This is a genomic window from Streptomyces tateyamensis, assembly GCF_003205575.1.
In the GTDB taxonomy this organism is placed as follows: Bacteria; Actinomycetota; Actinomycetes; order Streptomycetales; family Streptomycetaceae; genus Kitasatospora; species Kitasatospora tateyamensis.
Genome location: NZ_PYBW01000032.1, coordinates 38,568 through 61,693 on the forward strand (window position 1 = coordinate 38,568; position 23,126 = coordinate 61,693).

17 protein-coding genes are annotated in these 23,126 nt (G+C 75.8%); 6 read left to right on the forward strand and 11 right to left on the reverse strand.

Annotated features, from left to right (window positions below):
- Nucleotides 1-13: 13 nt before the first annotated feature.
- Together C7C46_RS34930 and C7C46_RS10715 are read right to left on the reverse strand one after the other, a co-directional pair.
- A complete protein-coding gene (locus tag C7C46_RS34930) occupies nucleotides 14-190 on the reverse strand; it encodes a hypothetical protein (RefSeq protein ID WP_181442290.1) in 177 nt (58 codons plus the stop codon).
- Between the two features lie 118 nt (nucleotides 191-308).
- Nucleotides 309-674: a hypothetical protein gene (locus C7C46_RS10715; protein WP_146259049.1), complete on the reverse strand. Its 366-nt coding sequence runs from the start codon at nucleotides 672-674 to the stop codon at nucleotides 309-311.
- A gap of 276 nt (nucleotides 675-950) precedes the next feature.
- On the opposite strand from C7C46_RS10715, the gene C7C46_RS10720 reads away from it, so the two are divergent.
- Complete coding sequence (locus tag C7C46_RS10720; RefSeq protein ID WP_110668261.1) at nucleotides 951-2,387, forward strand: HEAT repeat domain-containing protein; 1,437 nt, start codon at nucleotides 951-953, stop codon at nucleotides 2,385-2,387.
- A gap of 60 nt (nucleotides 2,388-2,447) precedes the next feature.
- Here the strand turns inward: C7C46_RS10720 and C7C46_RS10725 are convergent, their stop codons facing one another.
- The 6 genes from C7C46_RS10725 to C7C46_RS10750 form a co-directional block, all read right to left on the reverse strand.
- Nucleotides 2,448-3,674, reverse strand: coding sequence for an MFS transporter (locus tag C7C46_RS10725; RefSeq protein ID WP_110668263.1), 1,227 nt, complete (start codon nucleotides 3,672-3,674; stop codon nucleotides 2,448-2,450).
- Nucleotides 3,664-4,695, reverse strand: coding sequence for a MerR family transcriptional regulator (locus tag C7C46_RS10730; protein WP_110668265.1), 1,032 nt, complete (start codon nucleotides 4,693-4,695; stop codon nucleotides 3,664-3,666). Before C7C46_RS10730 ends, C7C46_RS10725 begins: the two co-directional genes overlap by 11 nt.
- 33 nt (nucleotides 4,696-4,728) lie before the next feature.
- Entirely contained in the window at nucleotides 4,729-5,598 is an 870-nt protein-coding gene (locus C7C46_RS10735; RefSeq protein WP_110668267.1) for a 5-oxoprolinase subunit C family protein, read from the reverse strand.
- Nucleotides 5,595-6,203: a 5-oxoprolinase subunit PxpB gene (gene pxpB, locus C7C46_RS10740; RefSeq protein ID WP_181442291.1), complete on the reverse strand. Its 609-nt coding sequence runs from the start codon at nucleotides 6,201-6,203 to the stop codon at nucleotides 5,595-5,597. The genes C7C46_RS10735 and pxpB overlap by 4 nt, the downstream gene beginning before the upstream one ends.
- Nucleotides 6,203-6,979, reverse strand: a complete 777-nt coding sequence (locus C7C46_RS10745; RefSeq protein ID WP_245984341.1) for a LamB/YcsF family protein — start codon at nucleotides 6,977-6,979, stop codon at nucleotides 6,203-6,205. Before C7C46_RS10745 ends, pxpB begins: the two co-directional genes overlap by 1 nt.
- Nucleotides 6,980-7,089: 110 nt before the next feature.
- Nucleotides 7,090-7,581, reverse strand: coding sequence for a hypothetical protein (locus C7C46_RS10750; RefSeq protein WP_110668299.1), 492 nt, complete (start codon nucleotides 7,579-7,581; stop codon nucleotides 7,090-7,092).
- Between the two features lie 258 nt (nucleotides 7,582-7,839).
- Here C7C46_RS10750 and C7C46_RS10755 point away from each other — a divergent pair, with 258 nt between their 5' ends.
- The 4 genes from C7C46_RS10755 to C7C46_RS10770 all read left to right on the forward strand — a co-directional run bounded on the left by C7C46_RS10755 (nucleotide 7,840) and on the right by C7C46_RS10770 (nucleotide 15,637).
- On the forward strand, nucleotides 7,840-9,279 hold the full coding sequence (locus C7C46_RS10755) for a hypothetical protein (protein WP_245984345.1): 1,440 nt from the start codon (nucleotides 7,840-7,842) through the stop codon (nucleotides 9,277-9,279).
- Nucleotides 9,280-9,308: 29 nt separating this feature from the next.
- Complete coding sequence (locus C7C46_RS10760) at nucleotides 9,309-10,160, forward strand: hypothetical protein (protein WP_110668269.1); 852 nt, start codon at nucleotides 9,309-9,311, stop codon at nucleotides 10,158-10,160.
- 41 nt (nucleotides 10,161-10,201) lie between these two features.
- On the forward strand, nucleotides 10,202-14,761 hold the full coding sequence (locus C7C46_RS10765) for a hypothetical protein (protein ID WP_110668271.1): 4,560 nt from the start codon (nucleotides 10,202-10,204) through the stop codon (nucleotides 14,759-14,761).
- 102 nt (nucleotides 14,762-14,863) lie between these two features.
- The gene (locus C7C46_RS10770; protein WP_110668301.1) at nucleotides 14,864-15,637 is read left to right on the forward strand and encodes a group II truncated hemoglobin; all 774 of its coding nucleotides are present in this window, start codon (nucleotides 14,864-14,866) and stop codon (nucleotides 15,635-15,637) included.
- On the opposite strand, the gene C7C46_RS10775 is transcribed toward C7C46_RS10770, so the two are convergent.
- The gene (locus C7C46_RS10775) at nucleotides 15,615-16,823 is read right to left on the reverse strand and encodes an FAD-dependent oxidoreductase (RefSeq protein ID WP_110668272.1); all 1,209 of its coding nucleotides are present in this window, start codon (nucleotides 16,821-16,823) and stop codon (nucleotides 15,615-15,617) included. The two genes, C7C46_RS10770 and C7C46_RS10775, sit on opposite strands and share 23 nt — an antisense overlap.
- Nucleotides 16,824-16,963: 140 nt before the next feature.
- Here C7C46_RS10775 and C7C46_RS10780 point away from each other — a divergent pair, with 140 nt between their 5' ends.
- A complete protein-coding gene (locus tag C7C46_RS10780; RefSeq protein ID WP_110668302.1) occupies nucleotides 16,964-17,581 on the forward strand; it encodes a PadR family transcriptional regulator in 618 nt (205 codons plus the stop codon).
- A gap of 70 nt (nucleotides 17,582-17,651) precedes the next feature.
- On the opposite strand, the gene C7C46_RS10785 is transcribed toward C7C46_RS10780, so the two are convergent.
- The gene (locus tag C7C46_RS10785) at nucleotides 17,652-18,965 is read right to left on the reverse strand and encodes a M1 family metallopeptidase (protein WP_245984342.1); all 1,314 of its coding nucleotides are present in this window, start codon (nucleotides 18,963-18,965) and stop codon (nucleotides 17,652-17,654) included.
- A gap of 20 nt (nucleotides 18,966-18,985) precedes the next feature.
- The gene (locus C7C46_RS10790) at nucleotides 18,986-22,855 is read right to left on the reverse strand and encodes a Pls/PosA family non-ribosomal peptide synthetase (RefSeq protein WP_110668276.1); all 3,870 of its coding nucleotides are present in this window, start codon (nucleotides 22,853-22,855) and stop codon (nucleotides 18,986-18,988) included.
- Between the last annotated feature and the right edge of the window lie 271 nt (nucleotides 22,856-23,126).

Below are 23,126 nucleotides of genomic sequence, written 5' to 3' on the forward strand. Positions count from 1 at the left end.
GCCGTCCGAGGGCTCAGAGGTTGTCGACGTTCGCGGTGTGCACCTGGTCCCAGGCCTCCTGGACGTAGCGCTCGCGCTCGACCAGGGAGAGCGCCGGGAAGTACTCCTTCAGGCGCTCCACCACAACCTGCTCGGGCTCGTGGCACTCGTGCAGCAGGAACGCGGCCTTGTGCAGAATCTGGCTTTCCATCGAACGGTCCTCCGTATGGTGCAGGTCCGCCCTGTGCCGACACTGCGGCACGAAGCATATGTGCGCCGCACGGCAAGCATTCGTGCGGGGCCGGAGAGACACGTGCGCCTGGTGGGGCTCAGCGGACCAGGGTGATCTCCATCCGCAGCGAGACCACCTGTCCGTCCGGCCCGAGCCGCGGCCGGCCGGTGCAGCGCACCGCGGCGGCCGGGGCCGGCCGGTGGTCCAGCCTGACCACGCCGTCCAGCGGGCGGCCGTGCACCAGTGCCGCGGTGACCATCCGGCACAGCAGCGGGCGGTCCCCGGCGAGCAGCTGGGAGGGGAGCTGGTCGAGGGTCAGCGGCCCGAGCCGCGGGTCGCGGGCCAGCACGCGGTACGCCTCGGGCGGCCAGCGCACGGCATCCTCGACCAGGTCCCACTCGACGGTCGCGGTGTCCGGCGCCGCCACGCGGGCCGTGGGGGCCACAAGGGGCGGGAGGCTCATTGACCGACTGTCCCACAACGCACCGGCGCGCGGCAGGGGAACCGCAGATGTCCGTGGAACATTCTTCGGGCATATGCCAGGAAGGCCGTTCAACTGCGGATCCGATGGGTTGCGGAGGCGTTCCAGTCGGACTGTCCGCATTTTGTGTGCTTCTCGACGGTGCAGGCGGTAACCTACGGTGATTCCGGCGCCCGGGCGCCAACCGCACCTTGTCCATCAGCCCCCGGCGACGGAAATCCCGTTGCCACGACGACCGCCGCAACGGATGCTGACCTCATGTTCGAGCCCGTGATAGCCCCCAGTGCCAGCCTCCTCGGCCTTCTGCAAAGAGGACGTGGCGACGGGCAGCTGCATGCGCTCGCTGCGGACCGTGACGAGGCTGTCGCCGCCCTGGAGGAGTGCGTCACCAGCGACCCGCGCTGTGACTGGCAGGTGGAGAACCGCTCCCTCTACTACGCCCGGGTCTACATGGACCTGGAAGCTCCGCTCGGCGGCATCGAGCAGCACCTCGCGCACCCCGACGACCTGCTGGACGACGACGAGCACCGCACCGGCCTGGCCCTGTCCGTGCTCGGCCACCTGGCCGGCTACGGCCGGCGGGACGCGCTGCTGCTGCTGCGCCAGTACGTGGCCACCGGGTCCAACTGGGCCTGGGCGCTGGACGAGCTGGCGCTGCGCGACGAGGACGCCGCGCTGCTCGCGCTGGCCCCCGCCGTGCTGGCCCGGTTCCCCGAGACCCCCGAGGGCGAGGCGAGCCTGCGGGCCGCCCTGCGCGCCGCGTACGAGCCCAAGCCCTGGCGGCTGTGGGCGGCGCACCACCCCAGGGTGGCCGCGGCCGGCGAGCAGTCGCCGTTCGACCTGTGGCAGCGCCAGTTCGACCGTGGCGCCGTGATGCCCGGTTGGAGCGTGGCCGACGTGCTGGCCTGGGCCGACCAGGTGGCGGACGACCCGCTGCAGCCCGGCGCGGTGGACCGCCGGGCGGCCGCCGCGGCGCGCTGTCTCACCTCGGTGGCCCGCCCCGAGGACCGGGAGACCCTGATCACCGCGGCCCGCGAGGGCGGCGAGGGCGCCCGCCGGGCCGCACTGCGCCACCTGGTGGACCTGGACGACCCGGCGCTGCCCGAGCTGATCGAGACCGCCGCCGGCCACGCGGACGCGCGGGTGGTGCGTGCCGCCCTCGAGACCCTGCCCCGGATGCGCGGCCCCCGGGCACTGGCCAGCGCCCGCCGCTGGGCCGACCCCGCCACCGGCGGCGCCGACAGCGCACTCGGCGAGGCGGCGGTGCTGCTGCTGGCCGACATCGGCGAGCCGATCGACGCGCCCGCCGTGGTGGCCGGCCTGCGCCGCTGGGTGCTCGAGCACGGGGTCCGCGGGGCGGGCCTGGCGACCCTGGTCGACGGTGCGGGGCGGCTGGCCGCCGCGGACGCCGTGCCGACCCTGCGCCACGTCTACGGCGAGGCGGCCTCCTCCGACCTGCGCGGCCGCGCCGCCCAGGCGCTGGCCCGGACCGACCGCTACTTCGCCTGCGGCCCCGCGGTGGAGTGCCTGTGGGACTGCGAGGAGGCCACCAGGGAACTGGCGGCCCGCCATGTGGTCACCACCGGCGACGCCCGGGTCCTGGAACGCCTGCGCCGCCTGGCCGCCGACCCCGCCGAAGAGGCCGAGGTCCACGCAGCAGTCCGCGGCCGCCTCACCTCCCGCGAACGCTCCTAGGGCTACCCGCCTCGGCGGGGCCCGCTGGTCCGGTGGACCTCCTGGGACACCAGCGGTGCACTACGGGGGTGTGGGGCGGAAGCCGCGGGCGGTGGCGAGCATGGTGAGGATCACCAGGATGCCGCCGCCGGTGATGGCCCAGCCGGTGCCCCAGGCGGCGCCCGCCAGCCCGTGCAGCAGGCCCGCGAGGCGGGGGCCGCCGGCGGCGATCACGGTGTCCGCGCCCTGCAACCGCCCGCGCATCGCGTCCGGGGCGGCCCGCTGCATCAGGGTCTTGCGGAACAGGCTGAGCCCGGCCAGCGCCAGGCCGCTCAGCGCCAGCCACCCGGCGGCCACCCAGAGCCGGCCCGCCAGCCCGAAGCCGGCCACCGCGAACCCCCAGCCGCACACCGCCACGGTGATCGCCACCCCGTACCGCCGCACCCGCGCGGCCGGCCCCGACAGCAGGTTCCCGGCCACCACCCCGCCCGCCATCGCCGCGCTCAGCACCCCGATCGAGGCCGGCCCGAACCGCTCCTGGGCCAGCTGCGGGAAGAGCGCCGCCGGCATCCCGAAGACCATCGCGACCGCGTCCGCCAGGTAGGCCGTGCGCAGCACCTGATGACCGGTCAGCGTCCGCAGCCCGGCCCCGATCGCGCGCAGCCCGGCCTGGGCGGGCCCGCCGGCCGGAGCCGGGAGCCTGGGCAGGCCGCGCAGCGGGAGCAGCGCGGCGGTCAGCGCGAGCGCGTCCAGCAGGTAGAGCGGGGTCAGCCCGACGGTGGCCGCGAGCACCCCGGCGAGGAGCGGTCCGCCGATCCCGCCGGACCAGCCGGCCAGCGCCATCAGTGCGTTCGCGGCCGGCAGCCGGTCGGCGGCCACCAGGCAGGGGACCACCGCGCCCCGGACCCCGGAGACCATCCCGAACAGCGCCTGCTGCACGGTGACCAGGGCGAGCAGCACGGCGAGCGCGCAGACCCCGGGCCCTGGCGCGGGCGCGGCCTGCGCCGCGAGCAGCGCCGACACCGCAGCCAGCCCGGCGCTGCCGCGCAGCAGCAGCCGGCGCCGGTCCGCGGCGTCCGCCAGCGCGCCGCCCCAGAGCGCGCCCAGGACCATCGGGGCCAGCCCCGCGAGGGCGGCGGCGCCCACCCAGGTGGAGTCGTGGGTCAGCCCGTACAACTGCAGCGGGACGGCGACGGCAGTGAGCTGTCCGGCCAGCGCCGTCACCAGTGAGGTGGCCCAGAACCGCGCGAATCCGCGGTCGGCGCGCAGCGGGGCCGGGTCGAGCAGCCAGCGGCGGTCAGTCCGCACGGACCACGTCCGCCACCGCGCAGGCGATGTTGTCCGCCCCGCCGGCCCCGTTGGCCAGCGCGACCAGCTGGTGCACCGCCTGCTCGGGCGCCGTGACGGTGCTGAGCACAGTGCGCAGCCGGTCCTCGTCGACGGAGTTGGTCAGGCCGTCCGAGCAGAGCAGGTACCGGTCACCGAGTCTGGCTTCATGGAGCGAGAAGTCGGGCCGGTCGACGTCCGGTGCGCCGACCAGGGCCCGGAGCAGCAGCGAGCGCTGCGGGTGCGAGGCGGCCTCGGCGGGGGTGAGGGTGCCCGCGTCGATCATGGACTGGACGAGGGTGTGGTCGTGGGTGATCTGGAACAGCGTCCCGCCGCGCAGCAGGTAGGCGCGGGAGTCGCCGATGTGCACCAGGGCCAACTGGTTTCCGGTGAGCAGCAGCGCGGTCAGGGTGCTGCCGCCGGGCCCGGCCTGCTGCTCGCCGCGGACCGCCCCGGCGAGCAGGTTGAGCAGGTCGGGCGGGCCGGCGGCGGTCGCGTCGAACCGGCGCAGCGCCTCGATCGCCGCGGCGCCGCGCCCGCTGCCGCCGAAGCCGTCGGCCACGGCGAGCAGGGCGGGGTCCGCGTAGGCGAGGTCCTCGTTGCGGCCCCGGACCCGCCCCGGGTCGGTGCGGGCGGCGCAGCGCAGCCTCAGGCAGGCGGTCCCGGCGCCCGGAGCGAGCTGCTCGATCAGGTGCTCGACCAGCTGCTGGCGCTCCGCGGTCTCGGCGAGCACCCGGTCCCAGTAGGCGGCGAGCTGCTCGGCGGCCTGAGCGGGGGTCACCTCGGTGAGCTGACGGATCGTGGCGAGCGGTACCCCGATGCGGCGCAGGTGGGCCACCAGGCGGGCACGGGGCAGTTGGCCGGCCTCGTAGTAGCGGTAGCCGGTGCAGGGGTCCACCCGGGCGGGGCGGAGCAGGCCGAGCTCGTCGTAGTGGCGCAGCGCCTTGGGGGAGAGGCCGGCCGCGTGGGCGAAGGCGCTGATGGTGAGGGTCGGTACGGACACCGGCCCAGGGTGGACGTTGCGGTGGGGGGAAGGTCAAGCGCGCAGGGGGCTGAAGCGCACCGGGGTGCCCGGGCGGGCCTGGGCGGCCGCGGGGAGGTCGGCGGCCGGCACCACCCCGATCACCGGGTAGCCCCCTGTGGTGGGGTGGTCCGCCAGGAAGAGCACTGGCCGCCCGTCCGGCGGCACCTGGACCGCGCCCAGCACCATGCCCTCGCTCTCCAGCTCGCCCGGCACCGCGCGGGTCAGGGCCGGGCCCTCGGTGCGCAGTGCGATCCGGTTGCTCGCGGCGGCCACCCGGTACCGGTGGCGGGGGAGCAGCGCGAAGGTGTCCGGCGCGAACCAGTCCGCCCGCGGGCCCGGGCGCAGCCGCAGGACCAGCTCGGCGGGCGGCGCGGCCAGCGGGGCCAGCTCCGCGGCCGGGGCCCCGTGCTCCGCCCCGACCGGCAGCCGGTCCCCGGCCCGCAGCGGGGCCGGCCCGAGCCCGGCCAGCAGGTCCGCCGAGCGGCTGCCCAGCACCGGCGGCACCGCGATCCCGCCCCGCACCGCGAGGTAGGCCCGTACCCCGGCCTCGGCCGGCCCGACCTCCAGCGCCGAGCCCGCCGGGACCAGTACCGCCCGCCCCCACGCGGCGGGCCGGCCGTCCAGCCGGACGGCGCACGGGGCCCCGGTGACGGCGGCCAGCACCGGGCCGCCCTCGGCCCGCACGGTGATCCCGCCGAGCGTGGTCTCCAGGGTCGCGGCGCCGGCCGCGTTCCCCACCAGCCGGTTGGCGGCCCGGTGCGCGGGCGGGTCCAGCGCCCCGGCCCTGGGCACCCCGAGGTGCGCCACCCCGACCCGCCCCAGGTCCTGAACGGTCGTCAGCGGCCCGGGCCGCACCACCACCAGCGCCGCAGCGGTACTCACGCCACCTCCACGAATCGCACCCTGGTCCCCGGCGCCAGCAGGGCCGCCGGGTCGCGGTCCGCGTCCCACAGCACCGCCGGTGTCCGGCCGAGCAACTGCCAGCCCCCGGGCGAGGAGCGCGGGTACACCCCGGTGTAGGGCCCCGCCACCGCGACCGACCCGGCCGGCACCGCGGGTCGCGGGGTGGCCCGGCGCGGGACGTGCAGTTGCTCCGGAAGGCCCGTCAGGTACCCGAACCCGGGCAGGAAGCCGCAGAACGCCACCCGGTACTCGATCCCGCTGTGCAACTCGACCGCCCGCGCCACCGAGACGCCCCAGTGCCCGGCCACCTCGGCCAGGTCCGCGCCGTCGTACACCACGGGCAGCTCCACCAGCGGCCCGTCGGCGAGCGCCGCCGCGGTCACCGTCCAGGCGGCGACCAGCCGCGCCACCCGCCCCGGGTCCGCCACCCCGTCCAGCAGCACGGTGCGCGCCGCGGGCACGATCTCCGCCACCTCGCCCAGCGCCCCGGTCGCCCGCTCGGCCAGCAGCCGCCGGTACAGCGCCGCCGGGTCCGCCGCCTCCAGCAGCAGCCCGGCCTCCCCCACCCGGCGAACCGTCACCATCAGGTGAACGCCTCCACCCGGATCCCCGCGGAGGCCAGCGCCCCGCGCACCCGCCAGGCCAGCTGCGCCGCCCCCGGAGTGTCCCCGTGCACGCAGAGCGAGCGGGCGTCGATCGCCACCGGTTCGCCGCCGACCGCGGTGACCAGCCCGTCCCGGGCCATCCCCACCGCGCGGGCGATCACCGCCTCGGGGTCGTGCAGCACGGCGTCCGGCTCGCGGCGCGGGACCAGGGTGCCGGCCCGGGTGTAGGCGCGGTCGGCGAAGGCCTCGGTCACCACCGGCAGTCCGACGCCCTCGGCGACCTCCAGCAGCCGGGAGCCGGGCAGGCCGAGCACCGGCAGCGGGCCGTCGCAGACAGCACCGGCCCGCAGCACCCCGGCCACCACCGCCTCCGCCTGCTCGCTGTCGGCCACCACCCGGTTGTACAGCGCCCCGTGCGGCTTGACGTAGCTGACCCGGGAGCCGGCCGCCCGGGCGAACACCTGCAGTGCGCCGATCTGGTAGGCGATCTCGTCGGCGAGTTCGTCCGGCGGCACCTCCATCGCGCGGCGGCCGAAGCCGGCCAGGTCGCGGTAGGAGACCTGGGCGCCGATCCGCACACCGCGCTCGGCGGCCAGCGCGCAGACCCGGCGCATGGTGGAGGGGTCGCCGGCGTGGAATCCGCAGGCCACGTTGGCGCTGGTGACCACGGAGAGCAGGGCTTCGTCGTCGGTCAGGGTCCAGCGTCCGAACCCCTCGCCGAGGTCCGCGTTGAGATCGATCACCGCACCGGTCACGGCCGACTGCCTCCCAGGAGCTGCTGCGGGTGTCGAGGCGATCGTAGGGCTTCGCCCCGGACCCGGTCCGCCGCGGCCACCCCCTTGGCCCACCGACTTCCGGCGCTCCGTCAGGCGGCGGTTTCCAGGCGCCGGATCCCGCGCAGCACCAGCAGCAGCGGCACCGCCCCGACCACCCCGAACGACATGTCGACAAACCGCCAGTACACCGGTATCCCGCGCAGCGGCCCGCAGATCAGCGCCAGCGGCACGATCGCCGCGCACGCCCCGAGCGCCCACCGCACCACGAACACGTTGCGCACCGGATCGCGCAGCGGCCCCCAGAACGCCCCGGCGATCACCAGGTGCGCGAAGGCCAGCCAGTCCGTCCCGTAGGCCAGGAACGGGTACCGGGCGTCCGTCTCGACCAGCCCGGCGTGAACCCGTTCCAGCCAGTCGACCAGGGTGCCCGGCGCCGGCACCCGGTGCACCAGCTCGACCAGCAGTCGGGTCTCGGTCTGCAGCGGGAACGCGGTCAGCCCGCTCAGCGCCAGGCACACCACGAAGATCCAGAGCAGGCGCCGCACCTGGCGCAGTTCGCGCACCGCATCGATTGCTGTCATGGCGGTCACCCTAGTGACAATTTTGAACGTGTTCAACTCTCCTTCGAGGCCCTGGACGAAGCAGGACGAGAGGGAGCGTTTCGGACCTGTCGGCACGGGGCCCTACGCTTTACCCCCGTGACCGTCATCGCCGCCCAGCCCGCCGAGCCCGAGCTCGGGCCCGCCACGCCCCGGCAGGCGGCCGACCCGGCAACCACCGCCAGCGGCCCCGCGCCCGCCGCCGCCCGCCCGGCCCCCGGGCCGGCCGCCGACGAGGGCCTGGCCCGCCGGCTGAAGGCGCTGGCCTGCACCGCCCCGCTGCACGACCTGGACAACCGCAAGGTCAACCTGGCCGGGGAGTACGGCGGCTACGCGATGGCCGAGGTCGGCCTGGCCGCGATCGACCTGGTCACCCTGCACATGGACTTCGACACCGGTGCCGACCGGGAGATAGTGCTGGGCCGCCTGCTGCCGCGGGTCGCCGCCCAGCACCCCGCCCGCCCGGTCGCCGAGCACCAGCGGGTGGCCCGCTGGGTGCTCGAGTCGCTGATCAACGTCGGCAGCGTGGACCGCGGCTTCCGCGCCGTCTACGGCACCTTCGGCCCCGACGGCGCCTACCAGCGCCGCGACTACGACTTCAAGCTGATCGAGGAGGTCCCGGGCCCGGACGGCGGGGTCTACCTGCGCACCACCGACGAGGCGGTCAACGTCCTGGTCGGCGCGCTGGACACCGACGTCACCTCGGCCCAGATCGCCGCCGAGGTCAAGCTGGAGGTGCTGATCAAGCGCGGCCGGCTGGCCGACGCCCAGCTGGCCGCAGAGCAGGCCCGCTACCGCACCGTCCAGTACGCCGAGACCCTGCGCCGCGCCCTGGAGGCGACCAGGCGCAACGTCCGCGCCGTGGACTGGATGCAGGCCGTGCCGGACCTGATCGACGAGGCGCTGGAGCACATCGCCGACCGCTACCGGCACGAGAACGCGATCCTCACCAACATCCGCAAGATCCGCGACGAGGCCGAGGGCGCCGACCACAAGCGCCAGGCCGCCGAGCTGGTGGACATTGTCAAGGACTGCATCCGCCGGCACACCCAGCTGCAGACCCGGCTGCTGGAGGCGGGCCCGCTGTTCCGCGCCGAGCAGGACCGCCAGGCCTTCGCCGCACCTGCCGCCCGGGCCGGCCTCGACCTGTACGGGCAGCTGCTGGCCCCCGTGCTGCGGCTGCCGGTGGAGCAGGCGGTCCGCCCGACCGACGCCTTCTTCGCCCGCGGCGCCGGCCTGCGCACCCCCACCGCGGTGCGGATCACCGACCTGGTCGAGCTGCTGCTCACCCCGCCGGTGGAGCGCGAGCACCTGGGCGCCGAGCTGCCCGACCCGGACCTGGTCGCCACCCCGGACGACAGCCGGTTCTCCGAGGCCCAGCTGGAGGCGGCGCTGCAGCTGCTCGACCTGCCGCCGGACGCGCCGCGCCGGCTCTCCGGCCTGCTCGCCGAGGCCCGCCGGCAGGACCCGGAGCTGCCCTACCTGGTCGCCCTGCTCTCCGTGCACGCGGCCAGCCCGCCGGTCGGCACCGCCTACCGCCAGGGCGAGCAGCGGCTGCTGTTCGCGGTGGACGACGGCACCCAGCTGACCGACCCGGAGTTCGGCGGCGCCGACCTGATCGTCGGCAGCGCCCTGCTGGACGCGGCGGGCATGGCGGCCGACCGGCAGGACGCGCAGTAGTGACGAACCACCAGCTAGGAGCAGCACCGATGACCAGCCCCCAGGACGGCGCCCCCGCCGCCGCGCTGACGCCCAGTGACGTGGCCGACGCCTCCCGTCTGGTCTCCTTCGGCCTGCAGGCCAGACTGCTGCCGGCCCGCGACAGCGAGTACACCGAGCTGGTCCGCCGCTACCGCGAGGACCCGCCGTTCGCCCGCCTGGCCGACGCGGTCGCCACCGGCCTGGGCCTGGTGGTGCTGGAGGTCTCGCCGCGGGCCGGCCTGGCGCTGGCCGCCGGGGAGGACTCGGTCTTCGCCGTGCGGATGGGCGACTACTCGCGCCGGGCCGCCTCCGAGACCACCGACCGGTTCCTGCACGGCCTGGCCCACCTGGCGGTGGCCGCGCTCGCCTTCCCGCGCCCCGAGGACCTGGCCGACGACGGCTACCTGGGCCGGATCACCGTCAACGGGGTGGACGCCTTCGTCCGCCAGGCCTGCCGCCGGCTGGAGGAGCAGGCCGAGCAGGCCGGCGAGAACACCGACCCGGCCAGCGACGCACCCGGGCTGGAGGCCGCCTGGCGGGTCTGGGCCCGCCGCTCCACCACCGGCGCGACCAAGGACGCCCGCCGGCTGGCCGGCTCCACCATCGGCATCACCGGCAAGGCGGTCGCCTTCCTGGTCGAGTCCGGCTTCCTGCAGAAGACCGCGGACGACGCCGGCGGCACCTACCGCACCACCGCCCGCTACCAGCTGCAGGTCCGCGACCTGGCCGGCGGCGCGGCGATGGCCGAGCTGCTGGAGCTCGGCGTGGTGCCGGTCACCGACGGCTCCGCCACGCTGCTGCCCGCCGACCACAGCGAGGAACTGGTGGCCGACGCCGGCCTGCCGTTCCACGCCCTCTGACGACCCCCCAGCGGACATTCCTTTTCCTACGATTGGCCGATATGTACGAGCTCAACCGGGTCCGCCTCTACTCCATCGGCCCGGCCGGCGCCCGCTACGCCGACACCGTGCTGGACCTGCGCGGAGTCGGCGAGCCGGTGGCCAACCCGGCGCCGCGCCAGCTGGGCATGTTCGGGGACGAGCCGCAGGGCCCGCAGCGCCGCCCGGCGCCGGCCGGCGTGCTCTTCCTGGAGAACGGCGGCGGCAAGTCGGTGCTGCTCAAGCTGATCTTCTCGGTGATGCTGCCCGGCCACCGCAACACCCTGGGCGGTGCCAGCTCCGGCGTGCTGCGCAAGTTCCTGCTGGCCGACGACTGCGGCCACGTGGCGCTGGAGTGGCAGCACACCGTCACCGGCGAGCTGATCGTGGTCGGCAAGGTCAGCGAGTGGCGCGGCCGCCAGGTCTCCTCCGACCCGCGCAAGTTCGCCGAGACCTGGTACTCCTTCCGGCCCGGCCCCGGCCTGACCCTGGACTCGCTGCCGGTCGCCGAGCGGGCCGCCCTCGGCGACCCGGGCGCCCGCCCGCGCGGCCGCCGGCGCACCATGAAGGGGTTCCGGGACGCGCTGACCGAGGCCGCCAAGGCCTACCCCTACCTCGACCTCACCTTCGAGGACGGCCACGACCGGTGGACCGAGCACCTGGGCGAGCTCGGGCTGGACCCGGAGCTCTTCCGCTACCAGCGCGAGATGAACGCCGACGAGGGCGAGGCGGCCGGGCTCTTCGCGGTCAAGCACGACGCCGACTTCACCGACCTGCTGCTGCGCGCGGTCACCGACACCCGGGACACCGACGGCCTGGCCGACCTGGTGCACGGCTTCGCCGCCAAGCTCGGCCGGCGCGCCGAGCTGGTCGCCGAGCGGGACTTCACGGCCGGCTCGGTGGAGCTGCTGGAGCGGATCGTGGCGGCGACCGCGGCGCGCGAGGCGGTCCGCGAGGCGCACCGCACCGCCGAGCGCCGCACCCGCCGGCTCGCCCAGGCGCTGACCGCCCGGGCCCGCGCCGAGCGCGAGCGCGCCCAGGACCTGGCGATCGAGGTGGCCGCCGCGGCCGGCGCGGTGACCGCCGCCGAGGCCGACCGGACCCGCCACTCGCTGATCACCGCCGAGCTGACCCACCGTCACGCCACCCTCTCGCTCGCCGCGGCCACCGCCGAGGCGGCCGGCCTGCGCCGTGAACTGCTGGACGCCCGCACCCTCTACGCCGCCTGGCAGGCCGCCGAGGCGGCGCTGCGCCACCGGGCCGCCGCCGACCGGGCGGCCCGGGTCGCCGCCGCGATCCGCGAGGCCGAGCTGGACGCCGCGCCCGCGCTGGCGGCGCGGGCCCAGGCGGCCGGCGCCCTGGCCCACGCGCTGGAGGCCGCCGCCGCCACCGCCGAGGAGCGGGCCGAGACCGAGGAGGCCCGGGCCGCCGAGATCCAGGCCGACGGCGCCCGCGCCCAGGCCGACGGGCTGGCCGCCGCCACTGCCGGGCAGAAGGCCCGCTCCGACGCCGACCACCTGCGCCAGCGCCTGGCCGAGGTCGAGCAGGAGCTGCAGGCCGCGGTCACGGCAGGCTGGATCGACCCGGCGGAGGACGTGGACCCGGCCCGGGCCGCGCTGCACGCCGCCGACCACGAGCAGAGCGCCACCGCCGGCCTGGAGCAGGCCCGCACCGCCGCCGAGCAGGCCACCGCCCGTACCCGGGAGGCCGCCGCCGCCGAGGGCCGGGCCGAGCTGGCCGCCGCCCGCGCCGCCGACGCCCGCGGCGCCGCCCAGCGCGCGCTGGCCGCCGAGCGGCGCACCGCGGTGCAGCTGGCCGGTGAGCCGCGGCTGGCCGAGCTGCTGGGCCTGGCCCCGTTCCACGAGGACGACCAGGCCGGCGACCGGCTCACCCCCGACGTGCTGGACCGGGCCGCCGAGGACTTGGCCGAACTGCTCGACACCGCGGTCGGCACCGCCGAGCGCACCCTGTTCGGGCTGCGCACCGCGGCCGCCGACGACTCCCGGATCCTGGCCGCGCTCGGCGACGGCGGCCTGCTGCCGCCCGGCCCGGACGTGCTGGCCACCGTGGAGTTCCTCGGCGAGCACGGGGTGCCCGCACTGCCGGGCTGGCGCTATCTGGCCCAGTCGGTGGACCCGCTGGACCACGAGCGGATCCTGGCCGCCCGCCCCGAACTGGTGGACGGCGTGGTGGTCACCGACCCGTCCTCGCTGGCCCGGGCCGAGGAGGCGCTGCGCGGCGCCGCCCTGCTGCCGCGCTCCACCGTCGCGGTCGGCACCGCGGCCGCGCTGGTGGCTCCGATCACCGAGGAGCCGGCCTTCTTCCTGGTGCCGCCGAACCCGGCCATGCACGACGAGAGCGCCGCCGACCAGGAGCGCCGCGAGCTGCGCGAGCGGGCCGGCGCCCGCGAGGAGCACATTCGCGAGCTGGCCGCCCGGCTCGGCGGCGACCGGGCGCTGGCCGCCCGGCTGGCCTCCTGGCAGGCCAGCTGCCCGCCCGGCACGCTGGCCGAACTGGCCGAGGCCGGGGCGGCCGCCGCCGAGCAGGCCGAACTGGCGGTCGCCCAGCTGGCCACCGCCCGCGCCGAGCACGCCGAGGCCGAGGCCGAGCGGGTCGCCGCCACCGCCCTGTACGAGGAGCGCCGCGAGGCCGCCCAGCAGAGCCGCCGGCGGGCCGACGCGCTGGCCGGGCTCGCCTTCCGGCTGCGCGAGCGGGCCGGCTGGCACCGCTCGGTACGCGAGCTGACCGAGGACGCGGCCGAGTGCGAGCGCCGCCAGAGCGCCTGCGCCGAGCGCGCCCAGGCCTGCGACGAGGACCGCCGGGCCGCCCAGCGCGCCGCCGACGACGCCCGCCGCACCGCCCGCACGCTGCGCGCCGAACGCGCCGAGCTGTCCGGCACGGTGACCCTCGCCGAGGAGCTGCCCACCGCTTCGCTGCCCGCGCTGCGCGAGGCCTACCGGGCCGCCGCCCAGCTGTACGAGAAGGTCGGCGTCGGCGCCGACCTGCGCGCCGAGCAGGCCCGCGCGGAGAGCGACGAGGCCGCCGCCCGGGCCGAGCTGGACCGGCTCACCAACAAGGTGCGCACCCGCGCCGAGGAACTGCTGAACAGCCCCGACGGCGCCGACGGGCCGGCCCGCCAGGCCGCCGCCGCGCGGGCCGAGGAGCTGGTGGCCACCATCGAGGCGCGCTCGGCCGCGGCCAGCGAGCAGCTGGGCCGGCTGCGCGCCGAGGTCGAGCGCTCGGCGCCGGCCGCCGGCGAGGCGCACACCGAGCTGCCCGAGGAGCTCGTGCCGGCCGACCCCGAGCACGCCCAGCAACTGCTGCGCGGCGCCACCGCCGAACTGGCCGAGCGCCGCGACCTGCTGGAGCAGGCCAGGACCGAGCACACCGAGCTGCTGCGCACCCTGCAGTCCGCCCAGTCGGCGGCCGCCGACTTCGAGGAGGCCGCCGCCGGGTTGCGGGACGGGCTGCGCGAGCCGACCGCGGAGGACGGCGAGGGCGGCGCCGACCCGTACCTGGAGCCCCTGGTGGAGGCGCGCACCGCCGCCACCGAGAGCCGCCGGGCGCTGCGGGCCGCCTCCACCGAGCTGTCCGCCGCCGATCTGGCGGTGCGCGACGCGGCCGACGCACTGGTCCGGCACGCCAACGCGGCCCGGTACGAGATGGTCCGCACCCCGGCCCGCCAGCAGATCCGCGAGCTGCCCGCGGCCGCGCTGCCCGAGCACGCGGCCGCCTGGGCCGAGGCCTTCGCACCCCGGCTGCGGGTGCTCACCGACGAGCTCGGCCAGCTGGAGCGCAACCGCGGCTCGATCGTGGACCGGCTGCGCGGGCTGGTGGAGTCGGCGCTGGCCACCCTGCGGGCCGCGCAGCGGCTCTCCCGGCTGCCCGAGGGGCTGGGGGAGTGGTCCGGGCAGGAGTTCCTGCGGATCCGGTTCGAGGACCCGGACCAGACGGTGCTGGCCGAGCGGCTCGGCGAGGTGATCGACGAGGCGACCCGGGCGGCGGTGAAGAAGAACTCCGACCTGCGCCGGGACGGCATGTCGCTGCTGCTGCGCGCGGTGGCGGCGGCGATCGGTCCCAAGGGCGTCTCGGTGGAGATCCTCAAGCCCGATGCGGTGCTGCGGGCCGAGCGGGTGAGCGTGGGTCAGATGTCGGACGTGTTCTCCGGCGGCCAGCTGCTCACCGCGGCCATCGCGCTCTACTGCACGATGGCCGCGTTGCGGGCCAACGACCGGGGCCAGTCCCAGCTGCGGCACGCCGGCACGCTCTTCCTGGACAATCCGATCGGGCGGGCCAACGCCACCTACCTGCTGGAGCTCCAGCGCGCGGTGGCCGATGCCCTGGGCGTGCAGCTCATCTACACCACCGGCCTGTTCGACACCACCGCGCTGGCGGAGTTCCCGCTGGTGATCCGCCTGCGCAACGACGCCGACCTGCGGGCCGGGCTGAAGTACATCTCGGTGGAGGAGCACCTGCGCCCGGGCCTGCCGGCGGCCCCGGACCCCGGGGAGCCCGCCGTGCACGGCGAGATCACCGCGACCCGGATGTTCAAGCGCCCGGCCGAGGTGCCCGCGGCGGACTGACCCGGCGGTGCACCGACCGGGGGCGTTCTCCTACAGCTCAATTGCGGGAGCGCCCCCGGGATCCGCCGTGGCACCGGGTTCTGACGGCGCATCATGGGCCCCATGACGACTGTCGAGTACATCCGCTACCAGATTCCCGAGGCCGATCGCGAGGCCTTCCTGACCGCCTACCGGCAGGCCGCCGTACCGCTGGCCGCCTCGCCCTACTGCGTGGACTACGAGCTGACCGAGAGCGTCGACGAGCCCGGCGCCTACGTCCTGCGGATCCGCTGGACCTCGGTCCGCGACCACCTGGAGGGCTTCCGCGGCTCCGAGCAGTTCGCCGAGTTCCTCACCTCGGTCAAGCCCTACGTCGGGGCGATCCAGGAGATGCGGCACTACCAGGACACCGGCGTCACCGGGCGCGGGCCGCAGCCCCCGGAGCCGCCCACGCTCTACGAGTACCTGGGCGGGGCCGCCGCGCTGGAGCGGCTGACCTCGGTGTTCTACGCGCACGTCGCCGAGGACGAGGTGCTGGCCCCGGTCTTCGCCGGGATGGACGCGGAGCACCCCAAGCACGTGGCGCTCTTCCTGGGCGAGGTCTTCGGCGGGCCGCCGGCCTACTCGGCCGAGCGCGGCGGCCACCCGCACATGGTCTCCCGCCACCTGGGGCGGCACCTGACGGAGCAGCAGCGCCGGCGCTGGGTCGCGCTGCTCCAGGACACCGCCGACGAGGTGGGCCTGCCCGACGACCCGGAGTTCCGCGCGGCCTTCACCGGCTACCTGGAGTGGGGCACCCGGATGGCCAAGATGTTCTCGGCCCCCGGCGCCACCCGGGTGGTGCACACCCCGATGCCGCGCTGGGGCTGGGGGCTCACCCCGCCGTACCGGGGCTGACGGGGGCGGTGAAGTCGATCCGGTGGTCGAACTGCCAGGCGAACTTCGCAGGCTTGGCGGACTTCATCAGCACCGGGAGGAGCAGGTCGCGCAGCACCCGGCCGACCGGGCCGGCCGCCTTCTCGCTGTTGGTCCGCTCGGCGTTCCTGATGATCCGTTCGACCCGCGGGCGGCGCAGCCCCTCGTAGGCGGCCAGCGCCTGCGGCAGCGGCAGGTCGCGCACGCAGCGGGCGAGTTCGACCGCGCTCTCCAGGGCGAGTGAGGCGCCCTGGCCGGAGCTGGAGGAGGGCGCGTGTGCCGAGTCCCCGACCAGTACCAGCCGGCCGCGGTGCCAGTGCGGGACCCGGGGCATGCTCTCCACGGCGCCGGTGGTCAGGAACTGCTCGGGTGCGGTGCGCCCGAGCAGTTCCAGCGCCGGGCTGCGGTCCTCGGCCACCGCCTCGCGCAGCACCGGCAGCCAGTGCTCGGGCCCGAGCCGCGCGCACTCGGCGGTGGTCAGCGGCGTACGGTGCGGCAGGTTGACGAACCAGACGGCGCTGGAGTCCGCGAAGACCTGCAGGCCGAAGAAGCACCGCTTGCCGAAGGCCATGTGCATCCGGCCGCCGGTGGACGCCAGCCCGGAGTCCGGCAGCAGGGCGCCGAAGCCGAGCAGGCCCGCGTACTGGGGGTCGGGTGCGGCCGGGTCGATCAGGCGGCGCACCGTGGACCGCAGCCCGTCGGCGCCGACCAGCAGGTCGGCGGTGGCGGTGCCGCCGTCGGCGAACCGGGCGGTGACGCCGTCGGAGGTCTCGGTGGCGTCGACCAGCCGCTTGCCGTGCACGATCTCGACGCCGCGGCGCTCGGCCTCCCGGTAGAGGCCGCGGTAGAGCTCGGTGCGGAGCACGAACCGCATCGGCTCCAGCTCGGGCGGAGTGGAGATCTCGGCCAGCCGCTTGCCGGTCCAGCTCTCCAGCACGATCGCCGTCATCGGCACGCCGCACTCGCGCAGCAGCCGACCGGCGCCGATCGCCTCCAGCGCGGCCAGGCCGTTGGGCGCGATGCTCAGCGCGCTGCCCTTCTCGTCGGCGCGGGTGGCGTAGGCCTCGAAGACGGTGGCCTCGATCCCGGCTCGGCGCAGCGCCATCGCGGTGACCGGCCCCGCGATGCCGCCGCCGATCACCAGGGCGGTGCGGACCTGCTGGTTCATCAGATGTCTCCTAGTCGATCCGAGGGGTGGTCGGACGAGCCGGGCCGGGTCGTCGACGGTGGGCACAGGGTGCCCTTCTCGATAGTTGCACCGTAACTAGTGTCAGGTCAACTAGTTCCGATGGGAGTACTATGATCGCCATGACTTCCGGCCCCCGCAGCTCTCCGTTGGCCCTGACCGTGCTCTCGCTGCTGCACTTCAAGCCGCTGCACCCGTACGGGGTGCAGCGGCTGATCAAGCAGTGGGGGAAGGACCGGGTGGTCAACGTCGGCCAGCGGACCAGCCTCTACCGGACCATCGACCGGCTGCTGGCGGCGGAACTGATCGCGGTCCGCGACACCGAGCGCGACCAGCAGTACCCGGAGCGGACCGTCTACGAGATCACCGGAGCGGGCCGGGAGGCGGCCCGGGCCTGGATGCTGGAGATGCTGCGGGAGCCCAGGCGGGAGTTCCCGGAGTTCCCGGTGGCCCTGTCCAACCTGCTGCTGCTGGAGCCCGAGGAGATCATCGGCGCCCTGGCCGCCCGGCTGACCGCCGTCGAGAGCGAGCTGGCCGCGCTGGACAGCTCGCTCGCCGGCTCCCACCGGTCGGGCCTGCCCCGGATCGCCGGTCTGGAGGACGAGTACCTGCGCGCGGTCACCGCGGCCGAGGCGGCCTGGCTCACCGGCACCCTCGCCGATCTCCGCTCCGGCACCCTCACCTGGGACACGGACGAGCTGCGCGCCTTCGCGGCCGCGGCGGAGCAGCAGCCCGGCTGATCCGGGTGGTCGCCGTTGGCCACCACCCGGCACGCGGCCGCGGGCCGGGGCGGCCGACCCGCCGTCACCGTTACGGCAGCGGCGGCAGGGCCCCCTGGAAGAGCCAGGCGTCGAACAGCTCGACCAGGGACTGGCCCGGGGCCGCGTAGCGCTGGGCGTGGGCCATGAAGTCGGCGGTGGTGACCACGCCGTGGCGCCGGCCGGTGGTCCAGTCGCGCAGCATGCGCAGGAACATCGGCTCGGTCAGGGCGCGCTGCAGCGCGTGGACGGCCAGGCCGCCGCGGTCGTAGAGCCGGTCGTCGAACATCAGCTTGCGGCCGGGGTCGGCCAGCTTGAGGTCCTGCGGCTGGGCCGCCAGCTTGCGGTGCGCGTCGGCGGCGTGGGCGGCGATCGAGCGGCCGCCGGAGCGCTCGGACCAGAGCCACTCGGCGAACTTGGCGAAGCCCTCGTTCAGCCAGATGTGCCGCCAGTCGGCCACCGTGACGCTGTTGCCGAACCACTGGTGGGCCAGCTCGTGCGCCACCAGGCGCTCCGAGCCGCGCACCCCGTCCACGTGGTTGGTGCCGAAGACCGCCATGCCCTGGGCCTCCACCGGCACGTCCAGCTCCTCGTCGGTCACCACGACCCGGTACTCGCCGAACGGGTAGGGGCCGAAGAGCTCCTCGAAGAGCCGCATCATCTGCGGCTGGCGCCCGAAGTCGCCGGCGAAGCGCGGCACCAGCTCGGCCGGCACGTAGCCGGTCTGCGGCACCCCGCCCGGCTCGCCGTCCACCAGCAGCACCCGCTCCAGCGGCGCGACCGCTATCCCGACCAGGTAGCTGGAGGTGGGCACGGCCTGCTCGTAGACCCAGGTGGTGCTGGAGGCCCGGGTGGTCCGGGTGAGCAGCCGACCCCCCGTCACCACCTGGTAGGGCGAGGCCGTGGTGATCGAGACCTGGTACGAGGCCTTGTCGGCGGGCCGGTCGTTGCACGGGAACCAGGAGGGCGCGCCGGTCGGCTGACTGGCCACCAGGGCACCGTCCGTCAGCTCCTCCCAGCCCAGCGCGCCCCACTGGCTGCGCACCGGCTTCGGGTTGCCGCTGTAGTGCACCTCCACGGTGAACGCGGTGCCGGCCGGCAGCGGCTTGCCCGGCTTGACCCGCAGCTTGCCGCCGCGGTGCGTGTAGTGCGCGGCCTTGCCCTGCACCAGCACCCGTCCGATCCGGAACTCGGACAGGTCCAGCGCCAGCTCCCGCAACGCCTCGGGGCCGGCCAGCGCGCTGATCCGGGCCGTGCCGGCCAGCCGGTTCGGCCCGGGGCGGTAGTCGAGGGTGAGCTCGTAGCGGTGGACCCGGTAGCGCGGATCGCCATGGTCGGGAAAGTACGGATCGACCTGCTTGCTCACCGCTGGGTCCACTCCTCGGATCACGCCTGCCACGCCTCGATGGGGTTTCCCAGCCACCGGGTGTCGGAGGGAACCGACTCGGCGCGCATCACCAGCGAGGCCGGCCCCAGCGTGCTGCGCGCCCCCACGGTGCTGCCCGGCAGCACGATCCCGCCCGGGCCCAGCGTGGCCCCTTCGCGGAGGACCACAGTATCCATTCGCATGATCCGGTCGTGGAAGAGGTGGGTCTGCAGCACGCAGCCGCGGTTGATGCTGACCCCGTCGCCCAGGGTCACCAGGTCCGACTCGGGCAGCCAGTAGCTCTCGCACCAGACCCCGCGCCCGATCCGGGCGCCCAGCGCGCGCAGCCACAGCACCATCAGCGGCGAACCCGGAACCCGGCCGACCAGCCACGGCACCGCCAGCACCTCGGTGAAGGTGTCGGCCAGCTCGTTGCGCCAGACGAACGAGGACCACAGCGGGTGCTCCACCGCCTTGAAGCGGCCGACCAGCAGCCACTTGGCGGCCGCCGAGACCAGGCAGGCCAGCAGCCCGGCCGCCAGCAGCACCACGCCCGACAGCAGCGCCATCGGCACCGGCGAGCCCAGCCGGGCCAGCGCCGCCACGGTCAGCACCGCCAGCGCCACCGAGCACAGCACCGGCACCAGCCGGGCCAGCTCGACCAGCCCGCGGGCCCAGAGCAGCCGGGTCGGCGGGTCGTAGGTCAGGCTCAGGTCGGCGGCCTCGGCCGCGCGCGGCAGCTTCACCGGCGGCAGCCCCAGGTAGGAGCTGCCCTTCTTGGCCTTCTTGGGAGTGGCCGAGAGCACCCCGACCAGCCCGCGGTCCGGCACCGCCCGGCCCGGCGCGGTCATCCCGGAGTTGCCCAGGAAGGCCCGGCGGCCGATCTCGGCCCGCCCGATCCGCAGCCAGCCGCCGCCCAGCTCGTACGGGGCGATCAGGGTGTCGTCGGCCAGGAAGGCGCCGTCGCCGACCGTGGTCAGGCTGGGCAGCGCCAGCACCGTGGAGACCTCGGCGCCGCGGCCCACCTTCATGCCCAGCAGCCGCAGCCACACCGGGGTGACCAGGCCCGCGTAGAGCGGGAAGAGCCGCTCCCTGGCCAGGTCCATCAGCTGGCTGACGGTCCAGGCCTGCCAGCCGATCCGGCCGTGCAGGGGGTGGTAGCCGGTGCGCAGGCGCAGGCTCAGCAGCCGCACCGCGACCACCAGCAGCCCCGCGTAGGTCAGCCCGAAGGCCAGCGCGCCGGGCACCACCGCGAGCAGCGCACCGCGCAGCGCGGCGCCCAGCCCGTCCCCGGGGTGCACGAAGAGCGTGGCCACGGCCAGCCCCGGCAGCAGCGCCAGCACCGGCAGCAGCTCGATCGCCACACCGGTCGCGCCGTAGACCGCGGCCCAGCCGGCGGTGCGCGGCGGGCGCCGCTTGGGCCAGCCGCGCTCGGCCCGGCCCAGCTTGGCGGCGGGCGCGCCGCCCCAGCGCTGACCGGTCGGCACCTGGCCGGTGACCGAGGAGCCGGGCGCGATCTCGGCCCGCTTGCCGACCCGGGCCCCGGGCAGCAGGATGCTGCGGGTGCCGACCACGGCGCCGGAGCCGACCCGGACCGCGCCGACCTCCAGCCGGTCGCCGTCCAGCCAGTAGCCGGACAGGTCCACCTCGGCCTCGACCGCCGCGCCCTTGCCCAGGCGCAGCAGGCCGGTGACCGGCGGCAGCGAGTGCAGGTCGACCTCGTCGCCGATCCGGCAGCCCAGTGCCCGCCCGTAGCGGATCAGCCAGCTGCCGGACAGCTCGGTGGCGCCGCTCGCCTCGGCCAGCCGCTCGGCCGCCCACAGCCGCAGGTGCGCCGAGCCGCCGCGCGGGTAGCTGCCGGGCGTGAGCCCGCGCAGCAGCAGCCGGGAACCGCCGGCCGCGATCGCCACCTGGCCGGGCGGGCTGAACAGCACCAGCGCGGCCGGTGCCAGCAGCCACCAGGAGGCGGTGGGCGCCCACGGGTAGGCGCCGAAGTGGTGCAGCAGGGTGCCCAGGGCCAGGAGCAGCACGCTCCAGCGCAGCCCGGTCAGGGTGAACAGCGGCAGCAGGGCGAGCAGCTGGACCAGCTGGGCCCGCTTCGGGGTGGGGGCCACGGTCGGCCGGGCTCCCTGTCCCTGGGCCGAGCGCTCCAGGTGCCGGGCCAGCTTGCGCAGCACCGGGTGCTGGTAGATGTCGACCACCGCGACGCTCGGGTAGCGGGTGCGCAGCAGTGTGGTCAGCCGGGCGGCGGCCAGGCTGGAGCCGCCGATGGCGAAGAAGTCGTCGCGCGCGCCGCTCACCTGCACGCCGAGGATCTCGCTCCACTGCTCGGCCAGCCAGGCCTCGGTGCCGAACAGCTGCTCGGTCGGGCCGGTGGCCGCGGGGAGCTCCAGCGGCCAGGGCAGCGCGTTGCGGTCCACCTTGCCGGAGGTGCGGGTGGGCAGGTCGGCCACCGGCGCCAGCAGCGGCACCAGGGCGGCGGGCAGCTCGGCCCGCAGCCGGGCCACCGCGGCCTCGCGGTCGAAGTCGTCCTGGACCACCAGGTACCCGACCAGCAGCTGGTTGCCGCCGCGCGCGGTGCGCACCGCGGCCGCGGCACCCTGCACGCCCGGCAGCGCCTGCAGCGCCGCGTCCACCTCGCCCAGCTCGATCCGGCGCCCGCCGAGCTTGATCTGCTCGTCGGCCCGGCCCAGGAAGAGCAGGCCCTCGGGTTCGGCCCGGACCAGGTCGCCGCTGCGGTAGGCGCGGTCCCAGCCCAGCGCCTCCAGCGGCGCGTACTTCTCGGCGTCCTTGGCCGGGTCCAGGTAGCGGGCCAGGCCCGCGCCGCCGATCACCAGCTGGCCGCTGGCGCCCATCGGCACCGGCCGGCCCTGCTCGTCCACCACGGCCAGCTCCCAGCCGGCCAGCGGCAGGCCGATCCGCACCGGCCCGTTGCCGTCCAGCAGGGCGGCGCAGGCGACCACGGTGGCCTCGGTGGGCCCGTAGGTGTTCCACACCTCGCGCCCCTCGGTGACCAGGCGCTCCACCAGCTCGGGCGGGCAGGCCTCGCCGCCGAAGATCAGCAGCCGCACGTCGCCCAGCGACTCGGCCGGCCACAGCGCGGCCAGGGTGGGGACGGTGGAGACCACGGTGATCTCCTGCTCGGCCAGCCAGGGGCCGAGGTCGGCGCCGCCGCGCACCTGGGAGCGGGGGACCGGGACCAGGCAGGCGCCGTAGCGCCAGGCCAGCCACATCTCCTCGCAGGAGGCGTCGAAGGCGACCGAGAGGCCGGCCATCACACGGTCGCCCGGGCCGATCGGCTCCTCCTGCAGGAAGAGCCGGGCCTCGGCGTCGACGAAGGCGGCGGCGTTGCGGTGGGTGACGGCCACGCCCTTGGGCTTGCCGGTGGAGCCGGAGGTGAAGATGATCCAGGCGTCGTCCTCGGGGGTGGGGCCGCCGGCCTCGCCGCTGCCGGGGCGCAGCACGGTCAGCTCGCGCCCGGCGCCGAGCACGGCGGTCACCGCGGCCTCGCCGAAGACCAGGTCGGCGCGCTCCTGCGGGTCCTCGAAGTCCACCGGGACGTAGGCGGCGCCCGCGGCCAGCACGGCCAGGATCGCCACGTAGAGGTCGTTGCTGCCGGAGGGGACGCGGATGCCGACCCGGTCGCCGCGGCCGACCCCGGCGGCGGCCAGCCGCTGGCGCAGCGCGGTGACCTCGGCGGTCAGCGCGCGGTAGCTCAGCCGCTGCGCACCGTCGTCCAGCGCGGGCTCCTGCGGGTGCGCGGCGGTGGCGGCGGCCAGTACGTCCACCAGGGTGCGCGGCTCGGGAGCCGCCGCTGCGCCGAACAGGGCGAGCTCGACGGCCGGCTCCTGCCGGTCGTCTCCAGTGCTGACCTGCGTCATCACAGCCATGCGGTCCCCAGTCCTCGACCTCCGCCCGAGCCGCGCAGAACCCCGATGACCTGCGGAAACCGCCTAGCCGGGTGCTCTGCCCCAGTCCGGAACACAACAACCCGGTCGATGATAGTCCGGTCACCGAACGAACCACGAAGGCGAGTTGAGAGCCAACTGGGCTTTAAAAAGCCAAAACTGACTATCCATCAGGTGGTAACTAGGGCACCTTCGAAGGCAGCTGACTGACCGTCAGTCGAATTGACGGTGCGTCAGGTCGGATTTTCGGATG